The following is a 13,159-nucleotide window of genomic DNA, read 5'->3' on the forward strand; positions in this document are numbered from 1 at the left end:
CTTGTCCACAGATGGGCGCGGGCGCCTCCGCGACACGGCTCACCTGTACAGGCTGAACTCCGTGGACGAGTGGATCGACGAGGTCATCGAGCACGACGGTTTGGACGCTGTGTGGGCGGCGGACGACGCGATCCGCCGCGAGCTCGTGACCAGGGAGGAGATCGCGGAATCGTTGGCATCGCGCCCAGGCGGTCGTGGCGATGGCGTTGCGAAGCTGCGGCTGGCGGAAGCGGATGGTCGTGCCGAGTCGATGCTGGAGACCGCCGGGCGGCTCGCGTTGAACGACGGCGGCGTTCCGTTGCCGGTTCTGCTGTGCGGCGTGGCCTCAGGGGGACGGACCGGTTGGGTGCAGTTGGAGGCGGGGCGAGGGCGAGTTGGTAGTACTCGCAGATGCCACAAAGACGGGCGGGGCGCCACTCGTTCACTCTGTGGTGAAGGGCTGAGTCCGTTGTGTAGGTTGAGAAACCTATGCGTGGGATACGTTTCTTCATGGCACTCGGCGCGGCGGCGCTCACCGCCGCCTGCTCGTCCGCGGCCCCGCAGTCCTCGGCGCCGCCGCCGCAGATCCCGAAGATCACCCCGCCGACCACGCAGTCGAAGGCACTGGCGATGGTCGACCGGCCCGCGCTGCCCGACGACTGCGACCTCGTGGTCGACGTGGACACGATGAACGCGATCCTCGGCCAGGAGCTGCCGGGGGAGCCGCAGATCATCATCGGCGTCAAGGAGCCGGGCATCGGCCGCACCGGCAAGATCGACTGCTACTACGGCATCCCGCCCAAGCAGGGGCTGCCGGCCGCGAAGATCATCATCGGCCTGTCGACCTACACCGACGAGCTCACCGCCCGCACCCGCGTCGCGGAGAGCGTCGAGGCGGAGCGGCAGGACGGGGCGAAGATCACCGAGGTCGACGTCGGCAAGCAGAAGGGCACGCTCATCGAGGGCAAGGACGAGCAGCTGCTCATCGGGTCGCTGGGCAAGTCGACGTTCGTGGTGCGCTCGCGCAACGGCTTCGTGCCGCCGCAGAACCTCACGAAGATCCTGCCGCCGCTGGCGCAGCAGGCGATGACACCGCCGGTCTAGCGTCGCGGTCCTGCTCGCCCCCGCGACCCGGCTAACCTGACCGGCATGCTCAGGGTGGGATTGACCGGCGGGATCGGGTCGGGCAAGTCGACGGTCGCGCGGCTGCTCGAAGAACGCGGCGCGACGATCATCGACGCCGACAAGCTGGCGCGCGAGGTGCTGGAACCGGGCACCGACGGCCTCGCGGAGGTCGTGCAGGCGTTCGGTGACGACGTGCTCAACGCCGACGGCACGCTGAACCGGGCCGCGCTGGCGGCCAAGGCGTTCGCGACCGAGGAGGCGCGGCAGACGCTCAACGGCATCACGCACCCCCGCATCGGGCAGCTCACCGCGGAGCGGATGGCGGCGGCGGACGGCATCGTGGTGCACGACATCCCGTTGCTCGTGGAGCGCGATCTGGCTGCCGCCTACCACCTGGTCATCGTCGTGCACGCGGACGCGCAGACCCGGCTGCACCGCCTCGTCACCAGCCGCGGGATGGCCGAGGACGACGCGCGGAACCGGATCGCCGCGCAGGCCACCGAGGAGCAGCGCCGGGCGGCCGCGGACGTGTGGCTCGACAACTCCGGCGAGGTCCCGGACGTGACGGGGCTGTGGGACCGGCTCGTCCGGTTCGAGGAGAACGTGCGGACGCGGACGTACGCGTCGGGGCAGCCGGTCGTGGTGCCCTACGACGAGACGTGGCCGGCGCAGGCCGCGCGGGTCGCGCGGCGGATCGCCCTGGCCGCGGGCGGGCGGCACGTCGAGCACATCGGGTCGACGAGCGTTCCCGGGCTCGCGGCGAAGGACGTGCTGGACTTCCAGCTCGCCGTCGAGGACATGGAGACCGCCGACGGGCTGCGGGAAGTGCTGGCGCAGGCCGGTTTCCCGTACGTGGGACCGTACGAGGACACGCCACGCGGTGAGAACGGCGGCTGGGACAAGCGGCTGCACGCGGGTGCGGATCCGGGGCGGCGGGTGAACCTGCACCTGCGGGTCGAGGGCGCGGCCAACTGGCGGTGGGCGGTCGACTTCCGCGACTGGCTGCGGCACGACGCGCGGGCCCGCGAGGAGTACGAGAACGTGAAACTCGAACTGTCACAACGGTTTGCGGGCCACGACAGCGGGTTCGCCTACGGTGACGCGAAGGAGCCGTTCATGGTCGCCGCGGTGGAGCGGATCAAGGCCTACAGGGGCGGCCAGGCGTCGTAGATGCCGTGCCACGTCAGCCACGAGGTGAGGTTGTGGTTGACGTTGCTGAGCTCTTCGAGGGTGCGGTGGACCGTGCGCAGCGCCTGGTCGGCGTCGCCCGGCTGCAGCACGCGGCCCGCGACGGCGGCGGCGAACTCCTCGCTGCGCACGATGCGGGCCGTGGTGCCGCCGGGGACGGCCAGGCCCAGCAGCAGGTCCGTGGTCTGCCAGTGGCGGTGGTCGCGCTCGACGCGCACGGCCGTCAGCACGCTCGGGCCGCTGCGCGCGTGCCGCGACCGCGGGTGGAACGTGGTGAGCCGCACGCCGACGTCGGGCAGCAGCCACGTCACCTCGGAGTCGGAGAACGGGTCCTCCGGTGTGGGGTGCTCGATCCGCAGACCCCAGCGCTCCACGTGGCACGAGCTGAGGTGCCGCATGCCCTCGGATGAATAGCTCCGGACGCCCGAAATGGTGTCGACGGTGTCGACCAGCTGAGGTGTAGTGACCGCTCCCACGACGCCGAGGGTAGTCAAATATGTGCTCGCAGTTACACGGCGGATCGATTTGTTACGTCACGGTCAGATGACGACCACACTCTGTGTATCAACGCCAGGTCGTAGGACAACCCGAATAGGTGAGCCACCGAACCACGTCGTGACCGTGTGCTGAAATTCCGGACAGCGCCGCATAGGTGGTTTCCAATGCCCATTGCGCGCGTTCCGCGGTGATGAAGTTGTGCTGGAGCGCGCTCAGCAGCTCGTCGGTGTCGAGGACCGTGGTGCTGCGGCCCGTCCGGACGAGGAGGTCGAGGTAGAGGTCGGTCGTGCGCCACACGCTGCCGATCGCCGAGATCTCCACGACGTCGACGTAGAAGTCGAAGTCCTGCTCGTGGCCGCGGTGCCAGGACTGGCGGGTGACCCGCAGGTTCAGCTTGGGCAGGAACCAGCTCTCGAAGTGGCTGATCCTCGGATGCCCGGAGAGCGGGCGGAACATGTAGAGCCCGGCCGGGGTGAGGCGGTACTCGTCGACGCTCCTCAGCTGCCCCTTGGGATCGGTGTTGCTCTTGGCGTCCAGGTCGAAGTACTCGATCTTCGGCGGATGGATGTGTGCCACGTCAGCGATACTGCCATCAGATTCGTCAGCGGCCACTTAGGATCGCGCGCATGTTCGGGATCATCCGCCCCTGCCGCAACAGGTTGGGCGCTGAGCTGCGGTCCGCGTGGCTCGCGCACCTGTGCGGGATGTGCCTCTCGCTGCGCGACGAGCACGGTCATCTGTCACGTCTCGTCACCAACTACGACGGGCTGATGATCTCAGCCGCGGTCGAGGCGCAGACCGGTCTGTCGCGCCGGTCCGCCGGGCCGTGCGCGTTGCGCGGCATGAAGTCCGCCGACGTGGCCGTGGGGGCGGGCGCGCGGCTGGCGGCATCGGTGTCGCTGGTGCTGGCCTCGTTGAAGGTCCACGACCACGTCGACGACGGTGACGGGCTGGCCGGCCGGGTCGGCTGGGCCGGGCGCGCGGTCGCCCAGCGGTGGGCGGCCAAGGGCATCGGAACGGCCGCTGACCTCGGGTTCGACGCGTCGGTGATGATCGACTCGGTGCGCCGGCAGACGCTCGTCGAGGCAGCGGCGGGGCTGGGCAGCTCGGTGCTGGCCGTGACCGAGCCGACGGAGACCGCCACCGGGTTCGCGGTGGCGCAGACGGCGATCATCGCGGGGCGGCCGGCGAACGCGGAGCCGTTGCGCGAGGTCGGGCGGCTGTTCGGGCGGGTCGCGCACCTGATCGACGCGGCGGAGGACCTGGAGGAGGACCGCGCCTCGGGCTCGTGGAACCCGTTGCTGGCCACTGGGACGTCGGTGCAGGAGGCGCACCGGCTGTGCCTGGACGCGGTGGCGGGCATCCGGCTCGCGCTGGCCGAGGTCGAGTTCGTGGACGGGCGGCTGGTGCACAAGCTGCTGGTGCACGAGCTGGAGGAGTCGATCGTCCGGGTGTTCGGCAAGCGGAAGCGCCACCAGCACCCGCCGGACAAGCCGCGCTGGTCGGATCCGGGCAGCGGGCTGTGGGCGTACCCGAAGCTGAACTGGCAGCGGCAGCCGCGCGGGTGCTTCGAGGGCTGCGGGGCGTTCCTCTACATGTGCGGCACGTGCCAGTTCTGCTGCCGCGACCCGTTCCCGGGACCGTGGAGCGACAAGCGGCGCGACGGGTGCGACCCGGGGCCGGACTGCGGCCCGAACTGCGACTGCGACTGCAACTGCTGTCCGTGCGATTAGAGGGCTCTGACCAGGCACAATCTGAAATTGTCAGACCCCCGGCGTAACGTGCTTCCCGTGGCATTCGCAACCGAGCTCCCGCAAGAGGAGAGCACCGTCAAGGCGCACTCCGAGCACCGTCCCGTCGGCGAGATCACCCGCACCGGCGGGCAGTTCCGCGTGGTCAGCGAGTACCAGCCGGCGGGCGACCAGCCGGCGGCCATCGCCGACCTGGAGCGGCGCGTGCGCTCGGGCGAGCGGGACGTGGTGCTGCTCGGCGCCACCGGTACCGGCAAGTCGGCGACGACGGCGTGGCTGGTCGAGCGGTTGCAGCGGCCGACGCTGGTCATGGCGCCGAACAAGACGCTGGCGGCGCAGCTGGCGAACGAGCTGAAGGAGCTCTTCCCGCAGAACGCGGTGGAGTACTTCGTCAGCTACTACGACTACTACCAGCCAGAGGCGTACATCCCGCAGACGGACACGTACATCGAGAAGGACTCCTCGATCAACGAGGACGTCGAGCGGCTGCGGCACTCCGCCACCATGTCGCTGCTGACCCGGCGCGACGTCATCGTGGTCGCGTCCGTCTCGTGCATCTACGGCCTCGGCACGCCGCAGTCGTACCTCGACCGCTCGATCCCGCTGGCCACCGGGGCCGAGGTCGACCGCGACCAGTTCCTGCGCGCCCTGGTGGACGTGCAGTACACGCGCAACGACATGTCGTTCACCCGCGGCACCTTCCGCGTGCGCGGCGACACGGTCGAGATCATCCCGTCCTACGAGGAGCTCGCGGTGCGCGTCGAGTTCTTCGGCGACGAGATCGACAAGCTCTACTACCTGCACCCGCTGACCGGTGACGTGGTCCGCGAGGTGGAGGACCTGCGGATCTTCCCGGCCACCCACTACGTCGCGGGCCCCGAGCGCATGGAGCGCGCCATCCGGGACATCGAGGCGGAGCTGGAGACGACGCTCGCGCAGATGGAGCGCCAGGGCAAGCTGCTGGAGGCCCAGCGCCTGCGCATGCGCACCCAGTACGACATCGAGATGATGCGCCAGGTCGGCTTCTGCAACGGCATCGAGAACTACTCCCGCCACATCGACGGCCGCGCCGCCGGCACCGCCCCCGCCACGCTGCTCGACTACTTCCCCGACGACTTCCTGATGGTCATCGACGAGTCGCACGTGACCGTCCCGCAGATCGGCGGCATGTACGAGGGCGACGCCTCCCGCAAGCGCAACCTCGTGGAGCACGGCTTCCGCCTGCCGTCCGCCCTCGACAACCGCCCGCTCACGTGGGAGGAGTTCGCGGACCGCATCGGCCAGGTCGTGTACCTGTCGGCGACCCCGGGCCCGTACGAGATGGGCCAGGCGGGCGGCGAGTTCGTCGAGCAGGTCATCCGCCCGACCGGCCTGGTCGACCCCGAGGTCGTCGTGAAGCCGACCGAGGGCCAGATCGACGACCTGGTCCACTCGATCCGCGAGCGGGCCGAGCGCGACGAGCGCGTCCTGGTCACCACGCTGACCAAGAAGATGGCCGAGGACCTCACGGACTACCTGCTGGAGCTCGGCATCCGGGTCCGCTACCTGCACTCCGAGGTCGACACCCTGCGCCGCGTCGAGCTGCTGCGCCAGCTGCGCCTCGGCGAGTACGACGTGCTGATCGGCATCAACCTGCTGCGCGAGGGCCTCGACCTGCCCGAGGTGTCCCTGGTCGCGATCCTCGACGCGGACAAGGAGGGCTTCCTGCGCTCGGGCACCTCCCTGGTGCAGACGATCGGCCGTGCGGCCCGCAACGTGTCCGGCGAGGTCCACATGTACGCGGACAAGATCACCGACTCGATGCGGCACGCGATCGACGAGACGAACCGCCGCCGCGCCAAGCAGATCGCCTACAACGAGGAACGCGGCATCGACCCGCAGCCGCTGCGCAAGAAGATCACCGACATCCTCGAGACGGTGTACTCCGAAGCCGACGACGAGGTGCCGGTCGGCGGCTCGGGCCGCAACCAGTCCCGCGGCAAGCGCGCCACCGGCGAGGGCGGCCGCTCCGCCGGCGTCCTGCAGTCTCACGAACGCGCGGGCATGGCCCGCTCCGAGCTCGCTGACCTCGTGCAGCAGCTGACCGACCAGATGATGAACGCGGCCCGCGACCTGCAGTTCGAGCTGGCCGCGCGCCTGCGCGACGAGGTTCAGGACCTGAAGAAGGAGCTGCGGGGCATGGACGCAGCCGGCGTGAAGTAGTCCCACGGCGGGGGCGCCACAACGCAAGCGCCCCCGCTCCTCGCTTCGGCACGCGGCCAGCATGAAATAGCCCCGTGGCGGGTGTCGTCTGCTACGCAGGCGCCCGCTCCTCGCTTCGGTACGCGGCCCGTGTGACGTAGCCCCGCGGCGCGGGCCGCCCACAACGCAAGCGCCCCCGCTCCTCGCTTCGGCATGTGGCCGGTTGAACTTCACCGCCGACCGCGATGGCTTCTGACCGCGACTGATGCGAGCTGCCGCGTCTCCGGGCCGTCTCGGTGCGCAGGGCGGTCCAGGCGGTGGGCCGCCCTGCGCACCAAGCCGCGTTGGCATCGTGCGGGCTGCGTTGGCTCTGGATCACTTCGGCACTGGGGCGCAGCGCGCCTCGCCGTTTCGCGACGACAGCAGCCGCTATACCACCCGCCCGCAAGGCCAACCCCATCGTCTCGTTTCGCCACAACGGCGCCACCGCCGTCCCGCAACGCCCGCCCCGCCCTCACCTCCACCGCGCACAACGCAGGTCCCACCGCACCCGCCCAGTCCACAATGGACGACCGGTCGCTCACCGTGAAGCCGGCAACTGCGGCGCGTAAATCGCCCTCTGGGGTGAGATGTCGGCTGACAACACCCATTCGAGCGTGATGCGGCCATGATCTCCCGGTGGACGTCGACACCCACCTCGCCGCGGTGGAGCAGGCGCTGATCGCGATGCGGCGCAGCCAGTCACGCAGGGCGCTCGCCGAGCTGGCCGTACCGGCCTTCGACGTGCTCGACGTGATCGAAGCGGCCGAGCGGGGCGGGGTGCAGGCCACGGTTTCCGGGGTTGCGGCGGCGCTGCACGTCGATCAGCCGCGGGCCAGCAAACTCGTCACCAGCGCCGTGGACGCCGGTCTGGTCGCACGCGTTGCCGACAAGGCGGACGGGCGGCGAGTGCTGCTCGTGCGCACGCCGCGGGGGCGGGCCACCAGTGCCGAGCTGCACCGGGCGCGGCAGGCGGCCTGTGCGGCGGCGATGGCGGAGTGGAGCGAGGACGAGCGGGCGACGTTCGCGGAGCTGCTCACTCGTTTCGTCGCGGGCTTCGGCGGGCGATAATCGCGTTGTGACGATGGACGAGCTGATCGCCTACTGCGCCGCCAAACCCGGCGCGGAGGAGACGTACCCGTGGGGTGAGGCCGAGCTCGTCTGCAAGGTGGGAGGGAAGGCCTTCGCCTTCGTCGGGCTGGACGTGCACACCGTCGGGCTCAAGTGCGGAGCCGACGGGGAGGCCGCCGCGGTGTGGAGAGAGCGCTTTCCCGCGGACATCACGGTGAGCGGGTACATCGGGCGTTACGGGTGGAACACCATCGCGCTCAAGGGTTCGGTGCCCGACGACGACCTGCTGGAGCTGGTGGACGGGTCCTACGACGCCGTCGTCGCGCGGCTGCCGAAGCGGAAGCGGCCGGTCTAGCCCGGTTTCCGATCTTCCACCACTCCGGACAGTGGTTGTCCGCATTCGGTCTTACCGTTGCGCCATGGCAACCGAAATCCAGGTGACGATGGACGCGGCGGACCCGGCGAAGCTGGCCGCCTTCTGGGCGGAGGCGCTCGGGTACGTGGTGCAGCCGCCGCCCGGCGGGTTCGCGACCTGGGAGGAGTTCGCTCAGGCGAACAACATCCCGCAGGAGCGGTGGAACGACTACTCGGCGATCATCGACCCGGACGGCGCGGGGCCGCGGTTCTTCTTCCAGCGCGTGCCGGAGGGCAAGACGGCCAAGAACCGCGTCCACCTCGACGTGAACGCGGGTCTGGAGGCCGTCGACCGGCTCGTCGCCCTCGGTGCGACGAAGGTCGAGGAGTTCGACCAGGGCCGGATGGGGCACTGGGTCGTCATGCTCGACCCCGAAGGCAACGAGTTCTGCGTGCAGGGCAAGCACTAGCTAGCTGGTGATGTCCTTCGTGATGAACCGGCGTGCCGCGAGCAGCGTGAAGATGCCGCCGTAGACGAGCGCGGAGAACACCCCGCGCGTCATCTCCGACCAGTCCACGTCGGTCGAGAGCAGGTCGGCCCACGCCATCGAGTAGTGCGTCGGCAGGTAGTTGCGCAGGTCCCCGAGCGGTTCGATCTGGTCGAGGATCTGCGACAGGATCGACACGAGCACTGTGCCGCCGACCGCGCCGAGCGGCGCGTCGGTGGACACGGACAGGAACAGCGCCAGGCCCGCCACCCAGAACAGGTTGATCGCGATGTAGCAGACGGCGAGCCCCATGCCGAGCACGCCGTCCGCGAACGGTGCCGCCTCACCGGTCGGGCTCACGACCTCGCCCGCGCCGTACCACAGCACGCCGACGCCGAGTGCGACCGCGGGCAGCAGTGCGAGGGCGAAGAAGCTGAGGAGGCCGCTGCTGATCGCCTTCTGGCGCAGCAGGCGGTGGCGCGGGATCGGTGCGGCCAGCAGGTACTTGAGGCTCGACCACGACGCCTCGGACGCGATCGTGTCGCCGAAGAACAGCGCCACGATCATCGGCAACAGGAAGCTGCCGCTCACGAACAGCGTCAGCACCACGAAGTTGATGCCGCTGGCCGTGGCGAGGTCGACGAAACCGCCGGAGCGGCGGTTCTGGCTCTCGCCCAGCTCGAAGCTCAGGGCCAGGATGAACGGCAGCAGCACCAGGAAGCCCAGCACGAGCTGGGTGCGGCGGCGCTTGACCTGGCGCTGCAGCTCGACGCTGATCCGCAAGGTCCTGCGGGGCCGGTAACCCTTCGAGGAGCCGTCCTCGGCCACCTCGGTCTGCTGGTGGGCAGCGGCCTCGGTGAGGTCGCTGATCGCTCCGGGGTCGGTGTGGACGCCGTTCTCGCTCACCGGTCCACCTCCTCGTGCCGGCCGACCTCGTCGGTGGCGGTCGTGACGCGCGCGCCGGCAACGCCGGCGCTCGTCGTGATCTGCCCGCCGACGCCGTCGGCCGGGTCGTGCTCGCCGTGACCGGCCGGGCTGTGCTCACCCGGCGCGTCGGCACCCACCGGGGTGTTCGCCATGTCGGCGCCCACCGATGTGCCCGGCACATCGGTGCCCGCCACGTCAGCGGTCGCTGGGGCGCTCGCCGTGCCGGCGCTCACCAAGGTGCTCACCTCAGCGGCAACGCCAGCGCCGTGCGCGCTGCGGTCAACGGCCTCCGCCGCGTCCGGTGCGCCGAAATTGTCGGTGCTGCCTGGGATAATTGAGTCAAGGGGACCCCCTTCGCGCGCGAGCGACGTGCGCTCGCAGGAGGAGGGGACGCCTGCGGGAGCGTGCCTGCCGGCGCTCAGGCGGATGCGGTTGGCGTTCGCCAGAGGGCGCGCGGGAGGCACCGAGCGGGTGGAGGTCATGCGGTGGCCTCCCGCTGCTCTTCGTCGTCAGAGGCGGCCACGTCGAGGCCCGCCTCCGCCAGCGCCTCCAGCGACACCGGGTCCGGGGCGTCCGCCGTGGCGGACGCCGCTGCCATCAGGAAGTCATTCACCGACCAGCTCCAAGAACGCGTCTTCCAGCCTGCGTCGCGGGCCCGCCTGGTCCACGGCCACACCGGCGGCCACGAGGGCCGATAGTGCGGCAGCGCGCGGGACGCCGTTCATCGACGCGTGCACTGCGTCCTCGTCTTCGTGCACGTCGTGCACGCCTTCGAGGTTGCGCAGCACCTCCGCTGCCTTCGACGGGGAGTCGACGCGGAACGTCGCCTCGCCGCCGCCTGCCGCGATGTCGGCCACCTCGCCCGCGGCGACGAGCTGGCCCTTGTGCATCACGACCACGTGCGAACAGGTCTGCTCGACCTCGGCCAGCAGGTGCGACGACACCAGGACGGTGCGGCCGGCTGCGGCGTACCGGCGCAGGACCTCGCGCATCTGGTGGATCTGGGGCGGGTCGAGACCGTTGGTCGGTTCGTCCAGGATCAGCAGGTCCGGCAGACCCAGCATCGCCTGGGCGATGGCGAGGCGCTGCCGCATGCCCTGGCTGTAGGTGCGGGTGCGGCGGTTCACGGCGTTGCCGAGGCCCGCGATCTCCAGCGCCTCCTCGACGTGCGCCTCCTCCAGCGGGCGACCGGTCGCCGCCCAGTACAGGCGCAGGTTCTCGGCACCGGAGAGGTGCGGCAGGAAACCGGAGCCCTCCACGAACGACCCGATCCGCGACAGCACGGGCGCACCCGGCGTCACCTTGTGCCCGAAGACCCGGATGTGTCCCTCGGACGGGTGGATCAGGCCCATCACCATGCGCAGCGTCGTGGTCTTGCCGGCACCGTTGGGACCCAGCAGGCCCAGCACCTGGCCGTGCTCCACGCGGAACGACAGGTCCTTCACCGCGGTCAGGCCGCCGGGGTAGGACTTGGTGAGGTTCGAGATCACCAGCGGCACCCCGGACAGCTCCGGGTCCGAGTCGTGCGCCAGGCGGCGGCGGAACATCGCGATGACACCGGCGCCGATCAGCACCAGCAGCGTGATCACGATGCCCCACAGCGCGGCCACCGGGAAACCGGTCGTCACGTTGCGGCCCGGCACGACCGGCACCGAGATGGTGTCGTCGGCCAGCGAGATGCGGTACGCGGCGGGCTGCTCGGCGTTCGCGAACGCCTGGTCCGTCGTCGAGACCACCAGCGCCAGCCGGTGCTCGCTCTCGACCGGGCGGACGGCGGGCGGCAGCGTCACGGTCACCTCGGCGGCGGAACCGTCCGGCGGCAGCGCCACGCGGAACGGGGCCACGGCCGAGCCGGGCAGCACCCGCGTGCCGTCCTTCGACACGTCGTAGAGCTTCGCGAACAGGACCGCCTCGCCGCTGTTCTGGTCACCGCGCGCCACCCGCAGCCGGACCGTCGAGGAACCCGTCAGCAGCAGCTGCGAGGTCAGGGCGTCGGACTGGAACACCGCCGCCTGACCGGGCAGGTCGAGCGAGAGCCGCGACGAGATCGACGACGACCGCGCCAGCGCCGAGCCGAGACCGGGCAGGTTCGAGATCGCCGCCGGGTTGCCGCCGGCGGGGTTCACGGCCACCTGCTCGCGGCCGCTGAGCTTCACCGAACGGCGCTCGCTCGTGGAACCGGGCGCCAGACCGGGGTAGGAGGGGGCGACGACCGTGCGCAGCGACGGCGTTCCGGACGAGCGGAACGCGCCCTGCACCTGGTACTCGAAGCCGGTACCGGGGTCGGTGCCCTTGCCCATCAGGTGGAAGACCATCCAGTCGGCGATCTGCCCGCGCAGCGTGGCGCCGGGGTTGCCGCCGTCGTGACCACCCGCGTACCAGACCGTCTTCACCTTGCCGCCCGCCGCGGCGATCTGCCGTGCGGTGGCGTCGGACTGGTCGAGGCCGAAGAGCGTGTCCTGCTCGCCCTGCACCAGCATCGTCGGCTGGGTGATCTTGTCGGTGACCTCGACCGGTGACGAGCGGCGCAGCAGGTCGAGCGTCTGCTGCGAGGCCTTGCCCGTCGTCGCGACCTCCGTGTAGGCGGTGCACACGGCGGGCGTGAACCGGCCGCAGGCGCCCAGCGACGGCGTGGGCGGCTGTGCGGCCGCGCCCGAACCGCCACCCGGCTGCTGCTGCGGCTGCTGTGCCGGCGCCTGGTTGTTCGACTCGGTGTCACCCACCTCGGGCGCCTCGCCCGTGGGCGAGGCGAGGTCGATCGACGTCATGCCGGCCGAGAAGAAGATGCCCGCCCACGACCGCTTGAAGACGCCGTCCTCACCGAACGCGGTCGCCCCCGGCGTGGCGTCGGAACGCGGCTCGGCCGAAGCGGAGTTCGGCAGCAGCGCCTGCGCGAGGTCGTTGTAGGTGATGACCGGGACGAGCGTGTCGACCCGCTTGTCGGTGCCGGCGAGCAGCAACGACAGCGCACCGCCGTAGGAGGCACCGGTCACGCCCACGCGCGGGTCGCCACCGGAGTCCTTCTGCACCTCGTCGCGGGTCGCGAGGAAGTCGACGAGCTTCTGCGCGTCGCGGACCTCGCGGTCGAGGGAGTTGAGCGCGATCTGGCCGGTGCTGCGGCCGAAACCGCGTGCGGACCACGTCAGGACGACGAAACCGCGCCGGGCGAACTCCTCCGCCTGCGTGTGCACGCTGCGCAGGCTGCCGCCGAAGCCGTGCGCGAGCATGATCGCGGGCGCGGGCGTCTGCTGGGGGAGGTAAAGACGCGTCTCGATCGTCACCGTCTGAGCGCTGTCGGGGCTCTCGGGCGCGTCGATGTTCGCTTCTTTGTACTGCACGGGCGCGGGGTCGTCGCCTGATCTGGTGAAGTAGAAGCCACCGGCCACGAGGGCCGCGACCACTATCAGAGCGGGGATCGACCACCTGCCGCGAATGCGGGAGAGGCGGGACACAGCGATGACGATATGCGAGTTTCGCTGAGAGCGACCTGTCGGGACCCGGTGCCGGTCTCAGCAAGAGTCGATCTTCAGCCGGGCTTCAGGTTCGGTCCGGTACTGC

13 protein-coding genes are annotated in these 13,159 nt (G+C 70.4%); 7 read left to right on the top strand and 6 right to left on the bottom strand.

The features are described 5' to 3' along the window. Positions 1 to 468: 468 nt before the first annotated feature. Together AB0A63_RS31780 and coaE are read left to right on the top strand one after the other, a co-directional pair. The gene (locus tag AB0A63_RS31780; protein WP_360397693.1) at positions 469 to 1,083 is read left to right on the top strand and encodes a hypothetical protein; all 615 of its coding nucleotides are present in this window, start codon (positions 469 to 471) and stop codon (positions 1,081 to 1,083) included. A 45-nt stretch (positions 1,084 to 1,128) separates the two neighbouring features. Further along, positions 1,129 to 2,274 (top strand): dephospho-CoA kinase, encoded by a 1,146-nt coding sequence (gene coaE, locus AB0A63_RS31785; RefSeq protein ID WP_360397695.1) that lies wholly within the window; start codon positions 1,129 to 1,131, stop codon positions 2,272 to 2,274. Here the strand turns inward: coaE and AB0A63_RS31790 are convergent. Together AB0A63_RS31790 and AB0A63_RS31795 are read right to left on the bottom strand one after the other, a co-directional pair. Further along, positions 2,250 to 2,768 carry a hypothetical protein gene (locus AB0A63_RS31790; RefSeq protein WP_360397697.1) on the bottom strand — a complete coding sequence of 173 codons (519 nt, stop codon included), beginning with the start codon at positions 2,766 to 2,768 and terminating at the stop codon, positions 2,250 to 2,252. The two genes, coaE and AB0A63_RS31790, sit on opposite strands and share 25 nt — an antisense overlap. An 88-nt stretch (positions 2,769 to 2,856) precedes the next feature. After that, positions 2,857 to 3,366: a DUF402 domain-containing protein gene (locus tag AB0A63_RS31795; protein WP_360397699.1), complete on the bottom strand. Its 510-nt coding sequence runs from the start codon at positions 3,364 to 3,366 to the stop codon at positions 2,857 to 2,859. A gap of 50 nt (positions 3,367 to 3,416) precedes the next feature. Here AB0A63_RS31795 and AB0A63_RS31800 point away from each other — a divergent pair, with 50 nt between their 5' ends. From AB0A63_RS31800 to AB0A63_RS31820, 5 genes are all read left to right on the top strand, one after another. Beyond that, on the top strand, positions 3,417 to 4,523 hold the full coding sequence (locus tag AB0A63_RS31800; protein ID WP_360397701.1) for a DUF5685 family protein: 1,107 nt from the start codon (positions 3,417 to 3,419) through the stop codon (positions 4,521 to 4,523). A gap of 57 nt (positions 4,524 to 4,580) precedes the next feature. Next, the gene (uvrB, locus tag AB0A63_RS31805) at positions 4,581 to 6,743 is read left to right on the top strand and encodes an excinuclease ABC subunit UvrB (RefSeq protein WP_360397703.1); all 2,163 of its coding nucleotides are present in this window, start codon (positions 4,581 to 4,583) and stop codon (positions 6,741 to 6,743) included. A gap of 657 nt (positions 6,744 to 7,400) precedes the next feature. Beyond that, on the top strand, positions 7,401 to 7,832 hold the full coding sequence (locus tag AB0A63_RS31810; protein WP_360397705.1) for a MarR family winged helix-turn-helix transcriptional regulator: 432 nt from the start codon (positions 7,401 to 7,403) through the stop codon (positions 7,830 to 7,832). 13 nt (positions 7,833 to 7,845) lie between these two features. Beyond that, positions 7,846 to 8,187 (top strand): MmcQ/YjbR family DNA-binding protein, encoded by a 342-nt coding sequence (locus AB0A63_RS31815; protein ID WP_360397707.1) that lies wholly within the window; start codon positions 7,846 to 7,848, stop codon positions 8,185 to 8,187. Between the two features lie 64 nt (positions 8,188 to 8,251). Next, positions 8,252 to 8,656, top strand: coding sequence for a VOC family protein (locus AB0A63_RS31820; protein ID WP_360397709.1), 405 nt, complete (start codon positions 8,252 to 8,254; stop codon positions 8,654 to 8,656). Here AB0A63_RS31820 and AB0A63_RS31825 read toward each other — a convergent pair whose 3' ends face one another. The 4 genes from AB0A63_RS31825 to AB0A63_RS31840 form a co-directional block, all read right to left on the bottom strand. Beyond that, positions 8,657 to 9,580: an ABC transporter permease subunit gene (locus AB0A63_RS31825; protein ID WP_360397711.1), complete on the bottom strand. Its 924-nt coding sequence runs from the start codon at positions 9,578 to 9,580 to the stop codon at positions 8,657 to 8,659. Continuing rightward, entirely contained in the window at positions 9,577 to 9,834 is a 258-nt protein-coding gene (locus AB0A63_RS31830; RefSeq protein ID WP_360397713.1) for a hypothetical protein, read from the bottom strand. The genes AB0A63_RS31825 and AB0A63_RS31830 overlap by 4 nt, the downstream gene beginning before the upstream one ends. Before the next feature lie 245 nt (positions 9,835 to 10,079). Then, complete coding sequence (locus tag AB0A63_RS31835; RefSeq protein ID WP_360397715.1) at positions 10,080 to 10,214, bottom strand: hypothetical protein; 135 nt, start codon at positions 10,212 to 10,214, stop codon at positions 10,080 to 10,082. After that, positions 10,207 to 13,053: an alpha/beta fold hydrolase gene (locus AB0A63_RS31840; RefSeq protein ID WP_360397717.1), complete on the bottom strand. Its 2,847-nt coding sequence runs from the start codon at positions 13,051 to 13,053 to the stop codon at positions 10,207 to 10,209. Before AB0A63_RS31840 ends, AB0A63_RS31835 begins: the two co-directional genes overlap by 8 nt. Between the last annotated feature and the right edge of the window lie 106 nt (positions 13,054 to 13,159).

Origin of the sequence: Lentzea sp. NPDC042327, assembly GCF_040647275.1 — a bacterium.
In the GTDB taxonomy this organism is placed as follows: Bacteria; Actinomycetota; Actinomycetes; order Mycobacteriales; family Pseudonocardiaceae; genus Lentzea.

Coding starts and splice junctions, on each gene's coding strand:
- AB0A63_RS31800 (WP_360397701.1), top strand. CDS start 3,417: ATGTTCGGGATCATCCGCCCCTGCCGCAACAGGTTGGGCGCTGAGCTG.
- AB0A63_RS31780 (WP_360397693.1), top strand. CDS start 469: ATGCGTGGGATACGTTTCTTCATGGCACTCGGCGCGGCGGCGCTCACC.
- AB0A63_RS31820 (WP_360397709.1), top strand. CDS start 8,252: ATGGCAACCGAAATCCAGGTGACGATGGACGCGGCGGACCCGGCGAAG.
- AB0A63_RS31815 (WP_360397707.1), top strand. CDS start 7,846: ATGGACGAGCTGATCGCCTACTGCGCCGCCAAACCCGGCGCGGAGGAG.
- coaE (WP_360397695.1), top strand. CDS start 1,129: ATGCTCAGGGTGGGATTGACCGGCGGGATCGGGTCGGGCAAGTCGACG.